Genomic DNA, 20,600 nt, shown 5'->3' on the forward strand with positions numbered 1-20,600 from the left:
GCCATGGCGCTGAAGGACTTCGCCGACCTCAAATCCCTGAGCAAGCAGCTCAAGGAGCAGGCCGAGGCGCGCGCCGTGGCCCAGGCCGAAGCGGCCAAGCAGGCCAAGGTGCAGGCGGTGGAAGCGAACCTGTTCCACGCCAGCGTCGGCGGCGTCAAGCGCCTGCCGGAGCAGAACCGGCTGGCGCCGGGCGCCCCCAAGGCGTCGGCCTTCACGCCGGCCGCCCCCGCCCGTCCCCGCACCCAGGCCGAGGACGATGCGGCCGTGCTGCGCGAAATGATGTCGGACCAGTTCGACGTCGAGCACTTGCTGGAGACGGAACCGACTGTCAGCTTCCTGCGCAACGGCGTGGGCCAGGACGTGATGCGCAAGCTGCGCAAGGGCCACTGGCCGGTGCAGGATGAGCTGGACCTGCACGGCATGCGGCGCGACGCCGCGCGCGACGCGATCGGCGCCTTCCTGGCGCAAGCCAAGCGGCGCAATGCGCGCTGCGTGGCCGTCATCTACGGCAAGGGCTACGGCTCCGTCAACGGCGAACCCGTGCTGCGCTCCATGGTGCACAGCTGGCTGGAACAGAAAGAGGAAGTGATCGCCTTCTGCGCCGCCCGTCCGCTGGACGGCGGTGAAGGCGCGCTGATGGTGCTGCTGCGCGCCGCGCTGCAAACGCCGCGCTGACCACCCGCCAACCACCGCAAATCCTGCCCCACGACTGGCTGGCGCGTGTTAACCTACGCGCACCGGCCACTCCGTCTATTCTTTCGCCAGCATGAAGCATATCCCGCACGTATCCCTCATCACCGTCATCGAAATCGTGGCGATCCTGGTGGGAGCGATGTCGGGCTTCGTGGAGGCGCGCCGCAAGCGCATGGACCTGGTGGGCGTGTTCACGGTGGCCTTCATCACGGCCTTCGGCGGCGGCACGCTGCGCGACATCCTGCTCGACGTCCGTCCGCTGTTCTGGGTCGCCCACCAGGGTTACGCCATCCTGATCTTCGTGCTGGCCCTGGTGGCCACGCCGCTGGTGCGCACCATCCGCCAGATCGTTTCGGAACGCATCATCGTGGTGGCCGACGCCATCGGCCTGGGGCTGTTCGCCGTGGCCGGCGTGTCGCAGGCGCAGGCGGCTGACATGCCCGTGTTCATCGCGGCCATGATGGGGGTGATTACGGGGATATTCGGCGGGGTGCTGCGCGACATCGTCTGCAACGAGGTGCCGATGGTGTTCCGCGACGGGAAACCGTACGCGATCTGCGCCTTCTTCGGCGCCTGGCTCTACATCGGGCTGCAGCACACGCAGGTGTCGAACGACTTCGCGCTGTGGTTCAGCGCCACCTTCATCACGCTATTGCGGCTGCTGACGTGGAAGTTCGACATGCGGATCAACAGGTAGCACCGCGCTGACGCGGATGCGCATCCCCGCGCGCGGGGATGCCAGCGCATGTGGCAGAACTTAAACGGCGTCGGCGCCCGTTTCGCCCGTACGGATACGGATCACCTGCTCCACGTTCTGCACGAAGATCTTGCCGTCGCCGATCTTGCCGGTGCGGGCGGCCTTGATGATGGCGTCCACCACCTGCTCGGCCACGCCGTCGTCCACCACCACTTCCACCTTCACCTTGGGCAGGAAATCGACCACGTATTCCGCGCCGCGGTACAGTTCCGTGTGGCCCTTCTGACGGCCGAAGCCCTTCACTTCCGTCACGGTCAGGCCGGTGACGTTGACTTCAGCCAGCGCCTCGCGCACTTCATCCAGCTTGAACGGTTTGATCACTGCGGTAATCTGTTTCATGACATCTCCTCGAATGTAAATCGTATTGCGTAAAACCGGTGCGTCAATGGGAAGCGCCCGCCGGTGGCGGCGCGGTCCCGGATCTTGAGCAGGCTGGTAACCCATGCCGTGCCGCGCAGCGGGTAGCCGGCGGCCATGACGGCGGCGATCGGACGATGTAATGCACGGTATCCAGACCGCATTGTAAGCTACCCGGCGCCGCTCTCCTACCCGGGCACGCCGATACCGAGGCGCCACTCGGTTCTGGCGCCCGCCCGGCGTCCCTTCTCAGACGGGAATCCGTTGCAAATCCTGCATCCAGACCACGCTCTGGCCGTCGGTCGGCGCGCGCCAGTCGCCGCGCGGCGACAGCGAACCGCCCGTGCCCACCTTGGGCGCGTTCGGCACGCAGGTGCGCTTGAACTGGCTGGTGCGGAAGAAGCGGTCCAGGAAAATGCCCAGGTTCTTCTTGATCACCGCCAGGTCGTACTGGTTGCGCGCCACATGCTCGCCATCGGGCCAGCGGCCCTGCTCGCGGTCATGCCAGGCCGCCAGCGCCAGGAACGCCACCTTGGACGGCGCGAAACCATAGCGCAGCACGTAGTACAGGTTGAAGTCCTGCAGTTCATAGGGGCCGATGGTGCTCTCCGTGCGCTGCTCCGGCTGGCCATCGGCCGTGCCGGGCACCAGCTCGGGGCTGATTTCCGTGCTCAGGATGTCGAGCAGCACTTGCGCGTCGTTGCGGCCGATCACGCCCGACTCGGCCACCCAGCGCACCAGGTGCGAGATCAGCGTCTTGGGCACGCTGGCGTTGACGTTGTAGTGCGACATGTGGTCGCCGACGCCGTAGGTGCACCAGCCCAGCGCCAGCTCGCTCAAGTCGCCGGTGCCGATCACGATGGCCTGGTTGTGGTTCGCCAGCCGGAACAAATGGTTGGTGCGCTCGCCCGCCTGCACGTTCTCGAACGTGATGTCGTACTGCTGCTCGCCGGCCGCGTAGGGGTGCCCCAGGTCTTGCAGCATCTGGATGCAGCTGGGGCGGATATCGATTTCGGCCGAGGTGCAGCCCACCAGTTTCATCAGCCGGTGGGCCTGGGTCAGCGTGCGTTCGCTGGTGGCGAAACCAGGCATGGTGTAGGCCAGGATGTTGGTGCGCGGCAGTTTGAGCTTGTCCATCACGCGCGCGCACACCAGCAGTGCGTGGGTGGAATCGAGGCCGCCGGAGATCCCGATCACCACTTTCTGGATGCCGCTCGCCTGCAACCGCTGGGCCAGCGCCTGTACCTGGATGTTGTAGACCTCGTTGCAGCGCTCATCGCGGCGGCGGCTGTCGGCCGGCACGTAGGGGAAGCGTTCCACGCAGCGCTTGAGCGGCAGCGTGCGTTCCAGCGGCAGCGCCAGTTCAAAACTGACCACGCGGAAGCGGGCCACCTCCTCCGCATGGCGCTGCACCGACTGGCCAAACGTGGTCTGGCGCATGCGCTCGCGCGACAACCGCTCCAGGTCCACGTCCGCATAAATCAGGCTGGGCTCATCCTGGAAGCGCTTCGACTCGGCCAGCAGTTCGCCGTTCTCGCTGATCAGGGCTTGGCCATCCCAGGCCATGTCGGTGGTCGATTCGCCGCTGCCGGACGACGTGTACAGGTAGGCCGACAGGCAGCGCGCCGACTGCTGCGCCACCAGCTGGTGCCGGTAGCCGGCCTTGCCCACCAGCGCGTTGGAGGCGGACAGATTGACCAGCACGGTGGCGCCGGCCAGCGCCGCGAACGACGACGGCGGCACCGGCACCCACACGTCCTCGCAGATCTCGACGTGGAACTTAAACAGCGGCAGATTGGCCACCTCGAACAGCAAGCCGGAGCCGAACGGCACGGTCTGGCCCAGCAGCGTCACCTCCGGCACGGCCGCGTAATCGCCGGTAGAGAACTGGCGCGCCTCGTAGAATTCGCCGTAGTTGGGCAGGTAGCTCTTGGGCACCACGCCCTGGATGCGGCCACCGGCGACCACCACGCCGCAGTTGTAGAGCTGGTGCTGCACCCGCAGCGGCATGCCGACCACCAGCGCCAGCGGCAGTTCGGCCGACGCGGCCACCACCGTGGCCAGCGCCGCTTCGCAGCCGTCCAGCAGCGCGCGCTGGTGGAACAGGTCGTCGCAAGTGTAGGCCGACAGGCCCAGTTCCGGGAAGGCTACCAGCGCCGCGCCCTGCTGGTGCGCCTCGGTGGCCATGGCGATGGTCTGGGCCGCGTTGAACGCCGGGTCGGCCACGCGGCAACGCGGCACGGCCACGGCCACGCGGGCGAAGTCGTGGGTGTACAGGTTGAAGAAATTCTTGGTCATCTGCGTCTTTCTCACCTGCCGGGCGCGCACCCGGCGGTGACGGAATATTGTGCGTAGGATGCCACACTGGTCAGTGCAAACATGATGAGCGGGCAACAAAAAAGTATTATCGCACGGGGATCATTTCTTCTCCCGCCGAGGTGGCACGGACACAGGACAGGACTAACCAGGCATCGGTACGCTAGGCGGGGTCGTCCTGTTTGAACGGCGACCGGCTTTCCAGGCTATCGGCGTAGCATTCGATCGCCACGGTCTCCCGGTCGAGGAAATCGGCAATCGCATCCGCAAAGGACTGATTGGCAATCCAGTGCGCCGACCAGGTCTTGATCGGCGTAAGGCCGCGGGCCATTTTATGCTCCCCCTGCGCGCCGCCTTCGAAGCGCTGGAAGCCATGGTCGATGCAATACTTGATCGACTGGAAATAGCACGTTTCGAAATGCAGACCGGACACGAATTCCGTGCTGCCCCAGTATCGGCCGTAGACAGTGTCGCCGCCAACGAGGTTGAGGGCGGTCGCGATTGGCCTGCCGTCTTTCGACGCGAGAACGATCAGCATGTCGTCCGGCGCGTCCCGGAGGATGCGTTCAAAGAACTGGAACGTGAGATACGGACTGGAGAAATGCGCCTCGTACGTGCGCGCGTAGCATTCGTAAAAGAAGCGCAGCACGTCAGTGGAAATGTGGGCTCCACGCAGATGTTCGAACGTCACGCCGGCTTCGGCGACGCGACGGCTGTCCTGCCGCAGCTTCTTTCGCTTCTCATGTTTCAGCGATCCCAGAAAATCGTCGACAGATTCAAAACCCTGGTTCGACCAGTGGAACTGAACGCCTTCACGTATCAGGTATCCCGCTTCGACCAAAGCGGCCTTGCTGGCGTCATCAGGATAAAGAACGTGCAGCGAAGAGACGTCCATCTCCTTGGCGACCTGGATGGCGGCCCTCGCCAGCGTCTCGCGATGCGCGGGGGTCTGGCCCAGCAGGCGTGCGCCCGTCACCGGGGTAAAAGGTATAGATGACAGCAGCTTCGGGTAGTAACGCATCCCATGCCGATGAAATGCTTCCGCCCATCCGTGGTCGAACACATACTCACCCCTTGAGTGGCTCTTGAGATAGAGCAGCATGCCTCCGACCAGGCGGGCGTCTTCACGCAGCACCAGGAAATGCGGCGTCCAGCCGGTCTTGGGCGAGGCACAACCGGTATCGTGCAACGCTTGGATGAATTCGTACTTGGTCGTTGGATTGCTGCCCGCAAGCAGATTCCAACCAGCCGCATCGGACGCATCCAGGAAATTGACAAGGGAGATTTCAAACACCTGACGGGGCCTCGGGAAACAGTATCGAGCTAAATACTAACTGAAACGCCGAGGCCGCGTTGGGTGCACGAGCATCACCCCATTCAGTTCAGTACACTTTCAATGCACTTGGCCGCCTCAAACAATTTTGCTTCGGCGCCAGGGGCACAGAGCACGGAAATACTGGGTGGAAGGCCCGTCGCAGGGTCCCGGAATTTCCAGGCCGGTATCGCGATGGATGGCAGGTCCAGGTAGTTGCCCATGGTATGACCGGTAAACAGACCGTTGATGCCGGGCTTGAGCGACAAGCGGTTCATCTCACCATGTCGCGGCGCGAGCAGCCCCAGGGTCGGCAGCACCAGTATCCCGTCTTCACCCAACAGGGATTGGTAATGCGCCCTGGCCTCGTCAAATTGTCTGGCCACCGCCTGAACCTGCTTCCGGCTCCGTGGCTTCATGAATGGCGCAATCAGGAGCCACATCAACAGCCCCCGGTCGATCGTCGGCTTGCCCCGCAGCTGCGCCACCAACTCGTTGAGCAAGGAGAATCGCCGGCCTGGTGGATGGGACAGCATGTCCAACCATTGATGGTGGAAGTCATCCAGAATCAGCTTGGGAATTTTCAGGTACAGGCTGCCGATGTCGGTAAACGCCCGGCGCTCTTCAGTGAAGCTTTGCTCAAGCAATGCGGTTCTGGCGGCGCTCAGCGCGTCGGAGATGCATCCCTGCTGCACACGCAAAGGAAAACCGTGGGGCGTGATCAATCGGCCACCTGTGCGTGCAGGTTCAGCGACCGGATGGTCGGTGATGACGTTATAGACGAGCTGGGCGTCGCGCACGCTGCGCGTCAGCGGGCCGATGCCGAGCCAGGTGCGCGTGTTCCCGGTCACGACCGGCCAGGTCCCGGTCTTGTCGACGCCACCTGAATGGGGCTTGAAGCCGACGACGCCGCAGAATGCCGCCGGGATGCGGATGGAGCCCAGGATGTCAGACCCCACCCCGAAAGCCGAGGCACCTGAACCGACGAGCGCGCCCTCGCCCCCACTCGACCCGCCGGCGACCCGATCCACATCCAGCGGATTATTCGTGCGTCCAAACCGGAGATTGGTGGACTCCCCCGTCATCGCGAATTCCGGGATATTGCTGCGCGCGATGATCACCGCGCCGGCCTGCCGCAAACGACGGACGACTTCCGCATCCTGCAGGTGGTGTTCCGGTTGCATCCGCATCGAGCCAGCGGTCACGTCTTGCCCCGCCATGCAAAACGTCTCCTTGACGGAACAGGGCAGACCGAACAACGGGAGATCCTTGTTGCCATGGCGGTCCAGCTCGCGGGCTTCCGCCAGCGCCTGCTCGGTGAAGATGTGCGTGGCGCCGTTGATCTTCCCTTGCGTCCGGGCGAGACGTTCCAGGTGTTGCCGAACCACCTGCTCGGCGGACAATGTCCCTAGTCGCATGGCAGATAAGAGGCTGGTAGCGTCGGGGTTGCTAAGATTGAAATTGTTTTGGCCCATGGTCGTCTTCGTATAATTGGTCTCTCAGCGCACGGCGCGCCGCCTGGCCGCGCTATTATGCAGAAATGACGATGTGAAAGTCTTAACCAAATTCCTACAAAGTTGAGAAATTGCGCAATCAGGAGACAAGTCAGCCCAAGGGGCGGGTCAGCGTGGAGACGGTACTGCCGCTGCTCAATTATTTGCGAACCAATGGCGGTCCGGCGGCGAGCACGCTGTCTGGCAGCCTGGCACTGCGGCTGGGACAGTCCCGGGAGATTACTTGCGATGCCTGGCTGGATTTGTATGAACAGGCTATCGCCGTAACCGGTGACCTTGCACTGCCACTTCACGTCGGCGCCAGCATTCAGCCCAGCGATTACAGCATACTGGGATTCGCCGCCATGAGCTGCCCTACCCTCGGCGACGCCATCGGCATCATGCGGCGTTACGAGCGGTTGGTACAGGACGTGAATGCGACCGAACTGGTCATCCGTGGGCAGAATGCGGAGTTGCAATGGCTCCCCTACCTCGGCCCCATTGCGCCGATCTTCATGCAGTTGGCGCTGGCATCATGGGCGACACTCGGACGGGGACTGACTGGCGATCAATGCATGCCCTTTGAAGCGCACTTCACTTTCCCCCAGCCGGCCAACACCGACGCCTACGTCAAGGTGTTCGGCCGGCCCGCCAGGTTCCAGCAAGCAGCGACCAAGCTCGTGTTCGACCGTGATTTCCTCGATCGCCCAACGATATTCGGGGATGCGCAAACGAACCAACTACTCGTGCAAAAGGCTGAAGAACAATTGCTTCATGTGACTGAAAGCGACTTCGTGCATCGTGTGCGCCAGCGGATTTCGGCAAATCTGGCCACTGGCGCATTCGGCGTTGAAGCCATCGCGCAAGAGCTGGCGATCTCGACACGCAGACTACAGCAACTGCTGGCCAGTGACGGCAGCAGTTTTCGTAAGCTCATGCAAGACATCCAATGCCAGCATGCCAAGGCCTACCTCGCCGACCCAAGCCGGACTCTCCTGGAAATTGCGCACCTGGTCGGGTATGCCGAGCAAAGCCCGTTTCAGCATGCGTTCAAGCTCTGGACCGGCATGACGCCCGGCGACTACCGGCGAACCGTCAGTGCGGCGCTGTCAGGCGCAGCGGATCGCTGAGCTTGAGGATGTGGCGGTAGTCGTCGCCGTCCACCACTTCCATGCTGCTCACCTGCCCCAGTTCGATATCGACAAACACCGTGCGCGGCGAGCGGATCAGGTGGTTCAAGCCTTCCACCATCACGCTGAGGATATCGTCACGCGGCTCGTACGTCAGGCCCAGCAGCGGTATCCACTCCTGCTCCACCTGGCTGCCCAGCGACAGTGCCTCGACGTCGATTTCCACGCTCTTGCCTTCCAGTTCCTTGGATACGCGGTCGAAATAGCTGTGCCATTCCGCCTTATCGATTTTTGCGACCGTCATTTCCCGCCTCCATTTGTAGTCAGCATAGTCAGCATTGCCGGCCGCCCCGCTACCACGGAAGACCGGTGTCGGAGCGTTCAGTATGCGCCGCCGCCCTTGCGCACGGTATAAAAATTACTGATCGGGATCAGGTCGGGAAATGAAAAACGCAGCCGGCCGGCATGGCGCCGGGCGGCTGCGTGCTTGTACCGGCGGGCGCCGGTAATGGTCAACTGCGCGGTCAACTGCGCAGTCAGCTGTGCGCCTGGTGGGTAGCCGTCAGGCGGCGCATCATGGGCAGCGCGGCCAACGCGATGGCGGTGCAGACCACGGCGCCAAAACCGAGCTTGGTGAACAAGTTGGTGTAGATTGGCAAGGTCAGCACGGGATCAACCACATCCTTCGGTACGCTGGCGAAATTGGCCACCACGCCGCCCAGGTACTGGGAAATGCCGACCGCCACGAAATAGGCGCCCATCATGAAGCCGCCCATGCGGGCCGGCACATAGCGCGCCATCACGGCCAGGCCCAGGCCGCCCACCAGCAGTTCGCCGAGCGAATAGAAGCCGTAGCCGGCGATCATGACCCAGGCCGAGGTCTTGCCGCCCACGGCGAACTGGCCGGCGATGCCGTAGATGAAGAAGCCGATGGCGACGATGGAAAAGCCCACCGCGAACTTGCCGGCGATCGACAAGTCCTTGCCCTGGCTGCCCGCCTTGGCGTAGGCCCAGGCCAGCACGGGGCTGAGCAGCATGATCCAGATCGGATTCAAGGCCTGGAACTGGGCCGGCGCCCAAGTCCACAAGTGCGTGCCGAACATGGCGAAATCGCCATTCACGTTGCGCAGCGCAAACAGCGACAGCGAGGTCGACATCTGTTGATAGAAAATAAAGAAGAACACGGTCTGCAGCATCAGGATCAGGGCCGCCATCAGGCCGGCCCGTTCGCTGGCCTCGCTGCTGCGGATCAGATGGGCGAAGATGCCCAGCACCACGAAACCGGCCACGTACACGAACGCCCGCGCCACGGCCTGGTATTGCAGGATGATGGCCGCGCCCACGACGGCCAGCAGGCCGCCGCCGAGCACCATGGCCAGCTTGCGCAGATCGAGCGGCAGTTCGTCCGGCCGGGAACCCACCGCGTTCAGGGTCTGGCGCATCGACAGCACGGTGAACAGGCCCACCGCCAGGCCCACGCTGCACACGGCGAACGCCATATGCCAGCCCAGGCCATTGCCGTACTGGGCGTTGACATAGTCCTTGACCCATGGCGTGGCCAGCATGGACACGGTGGAGCCAACATTGACGGACATGTAATACATGGTGAACGCGCTGTCGATCTTGGAATCGTCGCCCTCATAGATCTTGCGCACCAGGTTGGCCGTGTTGGGCTTGAACAAGCCGTTGCCGACCACGATCACGCCCAGCGCCGAGAAAATCTGCCAGGTGTTCTCGCTCGGCACGGCCAGCAAGCCGTAGCCGATGCTCAGGATCAGCGCGCCCAGCAGCATGCAGCGCTTGGTGCCGAGCACTTTGTCGCCGATCCAGCCGCCGATGGCGGGCGACACATAGACCAGGGCGGAGAACGCGCTCCACACCAGGTTGGCGCGGCTATCCTCGAAACCGAGGCGCTGCACCATGAAATAGACGATCAGCGCCTGCATGCCGTAATAGCCGAAGCGCTCCCACAGTTCGATCAACGCGATGGTCGCGAACGAGCGCGTCTGCGTATACGTTGGAATGGAGGTATTCATGAGTCTCCAGTGACTTTTTAAGTGTTGTTTAAGTGGCATACGTGTGCCGACGCCGCATGCTACGCCACTCCACGTCAACTGGCAATTTCAGGAAAGCAATTTCATTGAAGCAACATCCCGGCCATGGGCGCCGGGCCGGCAGGGCAAGGCGTCAGGCTTGCCGCTGGGCTGGCTGGACCTGACCCAGTGGCTCGCCGTCGCACACGACGCGGTCGCGTCCCGCGTGCTTGGCCCGATACAGGGCCGCGTCGGCCAGCCGCAGCAAGGCATCGGTGTCGGCCACGGCGTGGCCTTCGGCGCTGGCCACGCCGACGCTGATGGTGACGATGGTGCCGGGCGCCTCCTCGTGCGCGATGGCCAGTTGCGCGACCGCCGCGCGCAGCGCCTGCCCCACCTCGAGCGCCTCGGACGGGCCGGTGTTGGGCAACACGATGGCGAATTCCTCGCCCCCGTAGCGTGCCACTAGGTCGGCCGCGCGACGTGCGCCGCCGCGCAACACTTGCGCCACCCGCATCAGGCAATCATCGCCGCGCTGGTGGCCATAGCGGTCGTTATAGCGCTTGAAGTAATCGACGTCGATCATGAGCACGGCCAGCGGCTGGCCAGCGCGGCGCGCGCGCGCCCACTCGTTGCGCAGCACGTCGTCGAAATGGCGGCGGTTGGCCAGCCCCGTCAGGCCGTCCGTCACGGCCAGCGCCACCAGCCGCGCATTGGCTTCTTCCAGCTGGGCCGTGCGCTCGGCCACGCGCCGCTCCAGGTTGTCGTACAGGCGGGCATTGGCGATGCCGGTGATGGCCTGCGCGCACAGGATGCGCAGGAATTCCACCCGCGCCGACGTGAACGTGCCTTCGGTCAGCCGGTTTTCCAGGTACAGCATGCCATCGAGCCGCCCGGCCTGGCGGATCGGCAGGCACATGACGGAGCGCACGCCGGGCTGGCGCACGTAGGGGTCGGCCGCGAACCGGGGCGAAGCGGCCAGGTTGTCCTCGATGACCTCCGCACCCGACCGGACCACATAGCGCAGCAGCGACAACGGGAATTGCGGATCGCTGGCCGCCTCCAGGTCCACCGCGCGCGCCTGCGGCACGGCCGTCGCACCATCGACCGCCTCCACTTCCAGCCGCCACGCATCGCCTTCATGCAGCAGCAGGCGGGCCACCTGGGCGCCCGAGTTCTCGCACACGATGGCCATCAGCCGCCGCAGCACATTGGCCAGCCCGACCTCGTGCGACAGCGCCTGGGCCGCCTTGAGCAGGGTCATCAGGTCCAGCTCCGCGTTGGCGCCGGCCCGTCCGCGCGTGGTCCAGCCGGGGGTGGCCGGCACGTTCCAGCCGGGCGTGGATGGTGCAGCCCAACCCGATAGCGCATGCCCGGTCAGCGCCGCACCATGGCGCGCGCTCAGCACGCTGGCCTTGCCGTCCGCGCCCCACTGGCGGTAGCGCGCCAGCGCCTCGGTCAGGTAGACCGTGGCCACGCGCGCCTGGCCCTGTTCCAGCCAGCATTCGCCGCACAACTCGTTGCCCAGCGCCTGCAGCGGCACGTTGCCGGCCGCCGCGTCCAGCCCGCGCTGGTAATGGCGGGTGGCCAGCGCCAGGTCCTGCTCGCCGCGTGCCAGTTCGGCCAGCACCAGGTTGTGGCGCGCCGCGAACAACGGCGGCGCCAGCGCGGCCCAGCGCGCCAGGTTGTCCTGCAGCGCGGCGATGCGGGCACGGATGGCGGGCGCGTCGGGCCGGTCCGGATCGCGCCGCAAGGCCCGCACCCAGATCAGGGCCGCGTAGAACGTGGCATCGGGCACCTTGGCCTGTCCGCGCATCATTTGCGCCACCAGCTCCAGCTGGCCGGCCAGCGCTTCCGCGTCCGGGCCGTCGAACAGGAAGGCGTTGCGGATCTTGCCCTGCAAGAAATAGGCGCGGAACAGCTTGGAGTCGCCATAGCGTTGAAGGAAGCGGGCCTCGCTGAAACCGTCGTCGTCGTAGCTGGCGCCAGTGGCCGTCTGGCCCATCAGGCATTTGATCGGCTGCACGGCCGCCGCCACGCAGCAGTCGGCCATCGCCTGCTGGCCGTTGGCGCGCATCAGCAGCAGGTCGTGGGCAATAGCCAGCTTCAGTTCGGGCAGGTAGTCGCCCAGGATCAGGCGGTCGGTGGCGCGCACGGCCGCCACCACGCCCACCTGCACGTAGTCGGCGATGTCTAGGGCCCAGCCGAACGCCTCGTCGTACAGCAAGTCGGAGCTGCGCAGCGAGCGTACCCAGTGGTTGCACAGGGCCGCGAACATCAGGCCGGTCAGCGTGCGCGTCTGCAGGTTGGCGCGGCGGCGCGCCAGCGCCAGCGACATCTCGCCAAAACGGTAAGCCAGGTCCATGTCGCCGGTGCGCAGGGCCAGCATCAGCGCGTGCCCCACATAGGCCACGGAACTGAAATCGCTGATGCCCTTTTGCATGGACAGGCGCGTCATCGATTGCATCATGTGCACGCTCAACTCCTGCTGGCCCGCGTAGTAGGCCGCCATCCACATCGATTGCATCATCTGCATGGCGGCCAGTGCCGGGCCATCGTCCAGCTCGGGCGCGTCGAGCAGCGCCTGGGTGTCGCGCGCCTGCGGCAGGCGCTCGATCTCCGCGTACAGCGCGTCGGAGCGGGCGCTCAGCTCGGCCACGTCGTGTGGCACCGGCATGTCCAGCAGCGCCAGCCCGGCGCGCAGCACGGCGATGGCGTCCGGCAGCCGGCCCTGCAACTGGTACTGGTGGGCCTGCACGGCGATGCAGCGCACCTGCTCCAGCGGCGCCGCGTGCGCCATCAGCAGCGGGTAGATGGCCTCGGCCCGTTCAAACTGGCCGCACAGGTAGGCCGCTTCGGCCGCGCCCAGCTGCAATTCCAGCCACAGCGCGCCATGCGCCAGCCAGGGCTGGTCCGGCAACAGGGCCAGGCCGATGCCCATGTGTTCGAGCGTGGCCTGGAACGCGGCGGAGCGGCGCGCCTTGACGCCGGCGCGGCAATTGAGCTGTGCCAGTTGCAGCCGTTCGCCCTCCTCCACCACCAGCGCGCGGCCCGCGTTGTACTGCTCGACGATGGCGAACACCTCGTCCTCCTGGCGGCGCTCGTCGGCGTGGCGCAGCAGCAGGCGGCCGATGCGCAGGTGCAGCGCCGCGCGCGCGTCGGCCGGCACCAGCGCATAGGCGGCCTGCTGCACGCGGTCGTGCAGGAAACGATAGCTGATGTCGGTGCCGGCGGCGTCGGCGTCCAGGTACTTGTAGCGCAGGTCGCGCGGCTGGATCAGGCCGGCCTGCAACGCCGGCCACAGCGTCTGCTGGGCCTGGGCCGGCGCCGCGTCCACCAGCACGGCCAGCGTGTCGAGCCGGAACTGGTTGCCGACGGCGGCCGCCAGTTGCAGCAACTGCTGGGCGGGCGCCGGCAGCCGGCGGATCTTCTCCACCAGCAGTTCGACCACGTTGTCCGTGTAGGCGGCCTGCTCCAGCACGGCCAGGTCCCAATACCAGCAATCATGGGCTGGCTGGTAGTGCAGCTGGCCGGCATCGTGGATCGCGTGCAGGAACTGGTTGAGGAAGAAGGGATTGCCGCCCGTCTTGCGCTGGCACAGGCGGGCCAGCGGCGCGGCCGCCTCAAGCGGCACGTGCAGGCTGTCGGCCACCAGTTGCGCCACGTCGTCCTCGGCCAGCGGCGACAGCGCCAACCGGGTCAGGCGCGCGCCCTGCCGCTGCAGCCGTTCGCATACCCCCGTCAGCGGATGGGCCGCTGCCACCTCATTGTCGCGGTAGGCGCCGATCAGCAGCATGTGGCCGCCTTCGCGCTCGCGCAGGAACAGCTCCACCAGGCGCAGCGTGGGCGGATCGGCCCACTGCAGGTCGTCCAGGAACAGCACCAGCGGATGCTCGGCCGTCGCGAACACTTGCACGAAACGGTGGAAGGCGCGGTCGAGCCGGGCCTGGGCCTGGTCTGGCGCCAGCGCGGCGCCGGGGTCGGCCGGGCCGGCCACCAGCGCCAGCTCCGGCAGCAGCTCCTGCAGCACGCCCAGGCTGTCGCCCAGCGCACCGCGCAGGCGCTCGGCCCAGCGCCGCAAGCCTTGCTCCGGTTCGCTCAACAACTGGCGCAGCAATTCCTGGAACGCCTGGATCAGCGGCGCATAGGGTACGTCGCGCCGGTACTGGTCGAATTTACCGGACAGGAAGCAGCCGCACCGGGCCACGATGGCCGGCTGCACCTCGTCCACCACGGCCGACTTGCCGCTGCCGGCAGGCCCGGCCACCAGCAGCAATTCGCTGGCGCCGCCGGCCGTGCGTTCAAAGGCCGCCAGCAGCGCCGCCGTTTCGCGTTCGCGGCCATACAGGCGTTGCGCCACGTTGAAGGGCCGGTGGCGGTCGGCCAGGCCGGCCAGCGGCATGGTGTAGCCACCGTCGCCCGCAAGACCGTCCACGCCCGCGCCCGCCCCAGAACCCGCTCCAGTCCCCGCCGCGCCCGCGCGGCAGGCCTGCAAATCGATCGCCAGCGCGTGCAGGGTCTGGTAGCGCTGCTCGGCGTTCTTTTCCAGCAGCCGGCGCAAGATGGCGGTCAGGCCGGGTGGCGCGGCGGCCAGCGCCGGATGCGACCAGTCGGGCAGGCGCGCAATGTGGCTGTGCACCAGCTCCATGGCGTCGCTGCCGGCGAACGGCGGTTGGCCCGTCACCAGCTCGTACCAGGTGGCGCCAAGTCCATAATAGTCGGCGCGGTAATCGACCCGCCGGTTCATGCGTCCCGTGCGTTCAGGCGCCATGTAGGGCAAGGTGCCTTCCAGGGCGTAGGGATGGACGATGCCCTGCACCTCCTGCGCCAGCTCGCCGGCGATGCCGAAATCGATCAGTTGCAGCTGGCGCCGGGCGCCGCTCCAGATGATGTTGGACGGGGTGATGTCGTTATGGATGATGCCCTGGCCATGCACGGCGTCGAGCGCGGCGCACAGTTGCAGGGCGATGGCAAAGAAGTCGTCGAGCGCCAGCCCGGGCTGGCCGGCGGCGGCGCGGTCGCGCAGCAGTACGCTGAGCGCGGTGCCGCCGATATCCTCCTGCAGCATGACCCAGCGTCCGCCCTGCTGGGCCAGCGCCAGCGGCCGCACCACGCCAGGATGGGCGCAGCGGCGCGCCAGCGCGAATTCACGCTTGAAGCGCGACACTTCCTCGTGCGAGGGACAATCGGTGTTGGGGATCTTGACGATGAGCGGCGCACGCTCGGCCACGGAGCGGGCGCGGTAGACCAGGGAACGGGCACTGGCATGCAGTGGTTCGATGATCTCGTAGTCGAATAAGGCGCTCACGGACTTCCAGTCGTAATAAAACGAGGCAACGCGGCCATGTCGGTTGCTGCCAACCAACTAGTGACCTTCACCGCTATATTACGTTAGCGCGACGACAATTACTATAAAGAAAAACAACTTAAGATAAAACAAGTTGATGCGCCGTGCAAAACGCACCAGCGGGCCAACGCGGGCCCGCTGGTGCGCGCACCACAGGCTTAGCCTTGTGGATTTTCCTTCTGATAATTAGCCACGCCGCTCAGGATCTCAGCCTTGGCTTCTTCCGGACCGTACCAGCCGTCGATCTTGACCCATTTGCCCTTCTCCAGGTCTTTGTAGTGCTCGAAGAAGTGGGTGATCTGGCGCAGGCGCAGTTCGTTCAGGTCTTCCGGTTTCTGCCAGTGGCTGTAGATGGACAGCACCTTGTCGACCGGCACGGCCAGCACTTTGGCGTCTTCACCGGATTCGTCGGTCATCTTCATCACGCCGATCGGACGGCAGCGCACCACCACGCCGGGGATCAGCGGGAACGGGGTGATCACCAGCACGTCGACCGGGTCGCCGTCGGCCGACAGGGTGTTCGGCACGTAGCCGTAGTTGCATGGGTAGTGCATGGCGGTGCCCATGAAACGGTCGACGAAGATGGCGCCGGACTCTTTGTCCACTTCGTACTTGATCGGATCGGCGTTCATCGGGATTTCGATGATCACGTTGAAATCGTTGGGCAAATCGCGGCCCGAAGGCACTTTATTCAAGCTCATGGAATTTCCTTGTTATGCAGGCGGATGGTTTAACCGCGCCATTATAGCGAAAGCATGCCTGCTTGTGCGCCGCAGCACAAAAAACAGGCACGTCAGCGAGGCGTAAGCGCGATATGCAGCAGCCACAAAAAACCCGTCGCGGGGACGGGTTTTGGGGGCTTGGGCTTAGGCTTGGGCTTGGGCTTGGGCTTGGGCTTGGGCTTTACAGGATGGTGGCCAGCGCGCACTGGCGGTAGTGGTTGGCCGCCTCCTCGGGCTGCTGCAACGCTTCGTGCAACTGCGCCAGTTTGAGGTGGGCTTCGCGCACCATGCGCGCGTCGCTGGCATCCGACAGGGCCTGCTCCAGGTGGCGCTGGGCCTTGCCCCACAGCTTCTGCTTCAGGCACAGGGAGCCGAGCGTGAGGGCCAGCTCGGCGTCGGCCGGACGCTGGGCCACCCACTTTTCGCAATGCTCGATCTGCTGCAGCAGCGCCGACGAACCGGCCGGCGCGGCCGCCTCGCGGTAGGCCCGCACCACGCGTTCGTCCCAGTCGGCCGCCAGCGACTCCTCGGCCACCAGCCGCGCTTCATCGTGCAGGCCACGGGCGTTGAGGGCGGTGGCCGCGCGCGAGGCGACGAAGGGCTTGATGCGGTCGGCCGTGGGCACGGTGGACCATACGCGCTTCAGCGATTCGGCATCGTGGCCATGGTCGGCCAGCATGTCCTCGTAAGCCATCTCGCGCAGGCGCGCGGACAGGGCCGGATGCAGGGCGCGGTGCTTGTCGAGCGAGCGCACCAGGCGCAGCACTTCGGGCCAGTTCTTGGCCTGCTGCTGGGCCTTGAGCGACCATTGCAGCGCGTGGATGTGGCGCGTGCCGCTGGCGTTCAGTTCGGCCACGGCTTGCAGCGCCGCTTCCGGCTGGTGGTCGTCCACCAGCAGTTCCGTCATCGTCATCAGGCGCGCCGTCTTCATCGACGCGTCGCCGGTCAAGCGGGCCAGCCAGCCGTCGCGGCGCTCGCTCTGGCGCATGCGATGCGCGGCGCGGGCGCCGATCAGGGCCGCCACGCCGGCGTTCTCCGGCAGCTCGGCGGCGCGGGCGGCAGCCTTCTCGGCGTGGCCGAAGCGGCCTTCGAACAGGGCCTTGAGCGCTTCGCGCAAGCCCTTGTTGCCGTCACGTTCGCGCTTGCGCAGGCGGTAGGCGGCCACCCGGGCCGGCATCTTGAGCGTGGCGCGGAAGGCGCGGATCAGCACATACAGCAGCGCGAACAGCGCCACTTCCAGCACCACGAAGAAGTTCAGCGACAGGTCGATCCGGTGCGGCGGGTAGAACAGCACCACGTTGCCGGGATTGAAACGGGCCGTCACGGCGATGCCGATGGCGGCGGCCATCAAGGCGACTAACCAGAGGAATAAACGCATGGTTATGGCTTCGCCTTGTAGTTGCGCACCGCGTTCAGGCTGTCGGCCAGGGTCGGCATCTCGATGGCGAGGTTGCTGCCCTGGACCTGGCGCAGCAGCGCCTGCACGGTCTGGGTGGACTTGGCACGCGTGTCGAAGTACTTGAGCAGCGCATCCTGGGCCGCCTGCAAGTCGCTGCGGAACGCGCCTTCATTGCGCGACAGCAGGGCCATGCGCGCGTTGAGCAGGCGCAGCTTGAGGTTCTCGCGCAGGAAGTAAGCCTGGGTCGGCGACAGCATCAGTGCGTCCGGCGTTTCCACGCTGCGCACGCGGATCAGCTGGCGCACATCGGTCCACATGTCGGTGCTCCAGCTGGTCCACACATCCTGCAGTTTCAGCAGCCACGGGTTGGGCGCTTCGGCCGGCGCGGCGGCCTTGGCGCCAGGCTTGGCCTTGGCGACCTTCTTCTCAGGCGGCGCGGGCAGGGTCGGCTTCTCGTCGGCCAGCATCGGCAGCAGGTCGATCTGGGCGATCACGTTATCGAGGCGCAGCGCCAGGCCGACGGAATCGACGCTGGGCAGGGCCTTGAGCTTGTCCATGTCCTTGGCGATGGCGCGGCGGATGGTGATGAACTGCGGCTTGTCGGAGCGCGACAGGCTGCGGTCGGCGTTTTGCAGCGCGATCAGCGCACCCGGCACGTTGCCGGCCAGTTGCAGCTGCTGGCTGGCCGTCGACAGCACTTGTTCGATCTCGGTCAGCGCCCACTCGTCGCGGTTCTTCGACAGGTCCTGGTACAGCTGCTCCAGCGCCAGTTGCTGGCTCTGGGCTTCCACCTGCTTCGATTCGAGCAGCGCCACCTTGGCCTGCAGCTCCTTGCTGGACTCCTGCACGGTGCGGGCCAGCGTGCCCGTTTCGGCGTTGGAGGCATCGTTCTTCTGCAGGCGACGCGCCATCTCCTCGCGCAGGTTGCGCACCTGGGCGTGGGTGGACCAGGTCTGGCCGGCCACCACGATGCCGAGCGCCACCACGGCGCAGCCCAGCACTTGCGGTTGCAACAGGGTTTCCATCCAGGTCGGCGCCGGCGGCGTGGGCGGCGTGGACGACTCCGCGGCCGGGCCGGGAGCGGTGACAGGGTCAGGTAATGTAGGCAATTCGTTCATGGGTGTGATTGTAACGCGGCGAGCAGTCGTTCGTCGCCTGATCCTGTGAGCGTCAGTCGGGTAAAGCCCAAATTGTTTGCCGTTTCGGCAATTCGGGCGTGCGGGATAATCAAATGCTGTTGTTGCATCATTACAACATATTTTGTGATGTCGGCGCCAGCACCATCGTGCTGCCCCAGCTGCTCCAGCAAGCCCACCAGGCCACGCAGCGCCTCGGAACTGGTGATGATCCAGTCGTTGGGCCGGGCCAGCAGGCCGCGCAACTGATCGGCCAGGGCCGGCGTCAGGGCCGGCACGGTGCGCCGGTAGGCGGCCACCACGGTGACCTCGGCGCCGGCTGCGCGCAAGCCGTCGGCCATCAGCTCCCTGCCCTGCTCACCGCGCACGATCAGCACACGGCGCCCGCGCAGGGCCGCCAGGTCCAGCGTTTGCAGCAGGTGTTCGGAATCGCTGTGGGCCGTGTCGGCCGGGCTGACGATGGTGGCGTTGGCCGGCGTGATGCCGTGCGCGGCCAGCGCGGCGCGGCTACCCTCGCCCAGCACGGCCAGCGTCACGCCATCCGGCCAGCCGGTGAGGTGCGCGAACGCCGCGTCAATCGCGTTGGGTGACACGAAGGCCACCATAGCGTAGCCGGCCAGGCCGGCCAGCACGGCTTTGAGTGGCGCCGGATCGGCCAGCGGCGCGATCTCCAGCAGCGGCAGCAGCGCCACATCGCGCCCGGTGGCGGCGATGCGGGCCGCCAGCGCTCCGGCCTGCGCCGCGGGCCGCGTGATGACGACCGTGCCGGCCATCCGTATCAGGCGGCCGGCTGGTCGTCGGCCGGCGCCGTGGCGCACACGGCCAGGATGGCTTCCGCGTCCTGGCCGCGCAGCAGCTCGGCCACCTGCTCGCCCAGCTGTTCCGGCGTGGCGGCCAGGCCGCTCACTTCGGCGCTGGCCATGCGGCTGCCGTCCGGCGTGGCCACCATGGCGCGCAAGCGCATCTGGCCCGCGTCCACGGTCGCGAAGGCGGCCAGCGGAATCTGGCAGCTGCCGCCGAATACCTTGGACACCTTGCGCTCAGCCGCCACGGCTTGCGCCGTCGCCTCGTGGTTCAGCGGCGCCAGCAGCGCGTGCAGGTCGAGACCATCGTTGCGTTCGGCGATCTCGATCGCCATCGCGCCCTGGCCGGCGGCCGGCAAGCTCGTTTCCGGCTCCAGCAAGGCGCGGATGCGCTGCGGCAGGCCCAAACGTTTCAGGCCGGCGGCAGCCAGGATGATGGCCGCGTAGTCGCCTCGGTCCAGCTTACCGAGCCGGGTATCGAGGTTGCCGCGCAGCGGCTGGATCACCAGGTGTGGATAGCGGGCCGCGATCAGCGACTGGCGGCGCAGGCTGCTGGTGCCCACCACGGCGCCGGCCGGCAGTTCGTCGAGCGAGGCGTAATCGTTGGAGACGAAGGCGTCGCGCGGGTCTTCGCGTTCCAGCACGGCGGCCAGCGCGAAGCCCTCGGGCAGCTCCATCGGCACGTCCTTGAGCGAGTGCACGGCCAGGTCGGCCCGGCCCTCGGCCATCGCCACTTCCAGCTCCTTGACGAACAAGCCCTTGCCGCCCACTTTGGACAGCGCACGGTCCAGGATCTGGTCGCCACGGGTGGTCATTCCCAGAATCTCAATGCTGCACTGCGGATATAATGCAGCTAAGCGTGCCCGCACGTGCTCGGCTTGCCACATGGCAAGACGGCTTTCGCGCGACGCGATGATCAATCTGGACGGGAGAGGTTGGACCAATTCGGAAGTTTTCAAAACCAGTTCTTTCGCTGTAGCCGACGCTAACCGGCGGTGGCCAGTTATTTCGCGCATGTTTAAGATCATAAATTTTATCATGCGCGCCTCTTGCAGAACCGGGCCACAAGCCTTTGCACCGACATACATCACATTTTGCGACT

General features: G+C 65.8%; 16 protein-coding genes. 3 read left to right on the forward strand and 13 right to left on the reverse strand.

Going from position 1 to position 20,600, the window contains the following annotated elements:
• The first annotated feature begins 3 nt into the window (after positions 1-3).
• A complete protein-coding gene (locus H3H37_RS02590) occupies positions 4-675 on the forward strand; it encodes a Smr/MutS family protein (protein ID WP_182159859.1) in 672 nt (223 codons plus the stop codon).
• 91 nt (positions 676-766) lie between these two features.
• A complete protein-coding gene (locus tag H3H37_RS02595) occupies positions 767-1,390 on the forward strand; it encodes a trimeric intracellular cation channel family protein (protein ID WP_182159862.1) in 624 nt (207 codons plus the stop codon).
• Between the two features lie 60 nt (positions 1,391-1,450).
• On the opposite strand, the gene H3H37_RS02600 is transcribed toward H3H37_RS02595, so the two are convergent.
• From H3H37_RS02600 to H3H37_RS02615, 4 genes are all read right to left on the reverse strand, one after another.
• Positions 1,451-1,789, reverse strand: coding sequence for a P-II family nitrogen regulator (locus H3H37_RS02600; RefSeq protein ID WP_008447011.1), 339 nt, complete (start codon positions 1,787-1,789; stop codon positions 1,451-1,453).
• 267 nt (positions 1,790-2,056) lie between these two features.
• Positions 2,057-4,105, reverse strand: coding sequence for an NAD(+) synthase (locus H3H37_RS02605; protein ID WP_182159866.1), 2,049 nt, complete (start codon positions 4,103-4,105; stop codon positions 2,057-2,059).
• A 181-nt stretch (positions 4,106-4,286) separates the two neighbouring features.
• The gene (locus H3H37_RS02610) at positions 4,287-5,417 is read right to left on the reverse strand and encodes a GNAT family N-acetyltransferase (protein WP_182159869.1); all 1,131 of its coding nucleotides are present in this window, start codon (positions 5,415-5,417) and stop codon (positions 4,287-4,289) included.
• Between the two features lie 83 nt (positions 5,418-5,500).
• The gene (locus H3H37_RS02615) at positions 5,501-6,910 is read right to left on the reverse strand and encodes an amidase (RefSeq protein WP_182159871.1); all 1,410 of its coding nucleotides are present in this window, start codon (positions 6,908-6,910) and stop codon (positions 5,501-5,503) included.
• A 152-nt stretch (positions 6,911-7,062) separates the two neighbouring features.
• Between H3H37_RS02615 and H3H37_RS02620 the strand changes: the two genes are divergently transcribed.
• On the forward strand, positions 7,063-8,058 hold the full coding sequence (locus H3H37_RS02620) for an AraC family transcriptional regulator (RefSeq protein ID WP_182159874.1): 996 nt from the start codon (positions 7,063-7,065) through the stop codon (positions 8,056-8,058).
• Here the strand turns inward: H3H37_RS02620 and H3H37_RS02625 are convergent.
• The 9 genes from H3H37_RS02625 to hemC all read right to left on the reverse strand — a co-directional run bounded on the left by H3H37_RS02625 (position 8,024) and on the right by hemC (position 20,514).
• Positions 8,024-8,362, reverse strand: a complete 339-nt coding sequence (locus tag H3H37_RS02625; RefSeq protein WP_182159877.1) for a DUF5335 family protein — start codon at positions 8,360-8,362, stop codon at positions 8,024-8,026. The genes H3H37_RS02620 and H3H37_RS02625 overlap by 35 nt on opposite strands.
• A 77-nt stretch (positions 8,363-8,439) precedes the next feature.
• On the reverse strand, positions 8,440-8,586 hold the full coding sequence (locus tag H3H37_RS02630; RefSeq protein WP_182159880.1) for a hypothetical protein: 147 nt from the start codon (positions 8,584-8,586) through the stop codon (positions 8,440-8,442).
• A gap of 8 nt (positions 8,587-8,594) precedes the next feature.
• A complete protein-coding gene (locus H3H37_RS02635; RefSeq protein ID WP_182159883.1) occupies positions 8,595-10,094 on the reverse strand; it encodes a peptide MFS transporter in 1,500 nt (499 codons plus the stop codon).
• Positions 10,095-10,245: 151 nt separating this feature from the next.
• A complete protein-coding gene (locus tag H3H37_RS02640) occupies positions 10,246-15,399 on the reverse strand; it encodes a diguanylate cyclase (RefSeq protein WP_182159886.1) in 5,154 nt (1,717 codons plus the stop codon).
• Between the two features lie 197 nt (positions 15,400-15,596).
• Positions 15,597-16,139, reverse strand: a complete 543-nt coding sequence (gene ppa / locus H3H37_RS02645; RefSeq protein WP_182159889.1) for an inorganic diphosphatase — start codon at positions 16,137-16,139, stop codon at positions 15,597-15,599.
• A 202-nt stretch (positions 16,140-16,341) separates the two neighbouring features.
• Positions 16,342-17,538, reverse strand: coding sequence for a heme biosynthesis protein HemY (locus H3H37_RS02650; RefSeq protein WP_182159892.1), 1,197 nt, complete (start codon positions 17,536-17,538; stop codon positions 16,342-16,344).
• 2 nt (positions 17,539-17,540) lie between these two features.
• A complete protein-coding gene (locus tag H3H37_RS02655) occupies positions 17,541-18,677 on the reverse strand; it encodes a uroporphyrinogen-III C-methyltransferase (RefSeq protein ID WP_182159895.1) in 1,137 nt (378 codons plus the stop codon).
• A complete protein-coding gene (locus H3H37_RS02660; RefSeq protein WP_182159898.1) occupies positions 18,674-19,468 on the reverse strand; it encodes a uroporphyrinogen-III synthase in 795 nt (264 codons plus the stop codon). The genes H3H37_RS02655 and H3H37_RS02660 overlap by 4 nt, the downstream gene beginning before the upstream one ends.
• Positions 19,469-19,473: 5 nt before the next feature.
• The gene (hemC, locus tag H3H37_RS02665; protein ID WP_229218613.1) at positions 19,474-20,514 is read right to left on the reverse strand and encodes a hydroxymethylbilane synthase; all 1,041 of its coding nucleotides are present in this window, start codon (positions 20,512-20,514) and stop codon (positions 19,474-19,476) included.
• Between the last annotated feature and the right edge of the window lie 86 nt (positions 20,515-20,600).

It is taken from the genome of Rugamonas brunnea, assembly GCF_014042345.1.
Taxonomy (GTDB): Bacteria; Pseudomonadota; Gammaproteobacteria; order Burkholderiales; family Burkholderiaceae_D; genus Rugamonas; species Rugamonas brunnea.

Bases quoted from the DNA above. Each gene is read 5' to 3' on its own strand.
- H3H37_RS02625 (WP_182159877.1), bottom strand. From the start codon at position 8,362: ATGACGGTCGCAAAAATCGATAAGGCGGAATGGCACAGCTATTTCGAC.
- H3H37_RS02600 (WP_008447011.1), bottom strand. From the start codon at position 1,789: ATGAAACAGATTACCGCAGTGATCAAACCGTTCAAGCTGGATGAAGTG.
- H3H37_RS02615 (WP_182159871.1), bottom strand. From the start codon at position 6,910: ATGGGCCAAAACAATTTCAATCTTAGCAACCCCGACGCTACCAGCCTC.
- H3H37_RS02590 (WP_182159859.1), top strand. From the start codon at position 4: ATGGCGCTGAAGGACTTCGCCGACCTCAAATCCCTGAGCAAGCAGCTC.
- H3H37_RS02635 (WP_182159883.1), bottom strand. From the start codon at position 10,094: ATGAATACCTCCATTCCAACGTATACGCAGACGCGCTCGTTCGCGACC.
- H3H37_RS02595 (WP_182159862.1), top strand. From the start codon at position 767: ATGAAGCATATCCCGCACGTATCCCTCATCACCGTCATCGAAATCGTG.
- H3H37_RS02655 (WP_182159895.1), bottom strand. From the start codon at position 18,677: ATGAACGAATTGCCTACATTACCTGACCCTGTCACCGCTCCCGGCCCG.
- H3H37_RS02605 (WP_182159866.1), bottom strand. From the start codon at position 4,105: ATGACCAAGAATTTCTTCAACCTGTACACCCACGACTTCGCCCGCGTG.
- H3H37_RS02650 (WP_182159892.1), bottom strand. From the start codon at position 17,538: ATGCGTTTATTCCTCTGGTTAGTCGCCTTGATGGCCGCCGCCATCGGC.
- hemC (WP_229218613.1), bottom strand. From the start codon at position 20,514: ATGCGCGAAATAACTGGCCACCGCCGGTTAGCGTCGGCTACAGCGAAA.
- H3H37_RS02660 (WP_182159898.1), bottom strand. From the start codon at position 19,468: ATGGCCGGCACGGTCGTCATCACGCGGCCCGCGGCGCAGGCCGGAGCG.
- ppa (WP_182159889.1), bottom strand. From the start codon at position 16,139: ATGAGCTTGAATAAAGTGCCTTCGGGCCGCGATTTGCCCAACGATTTC.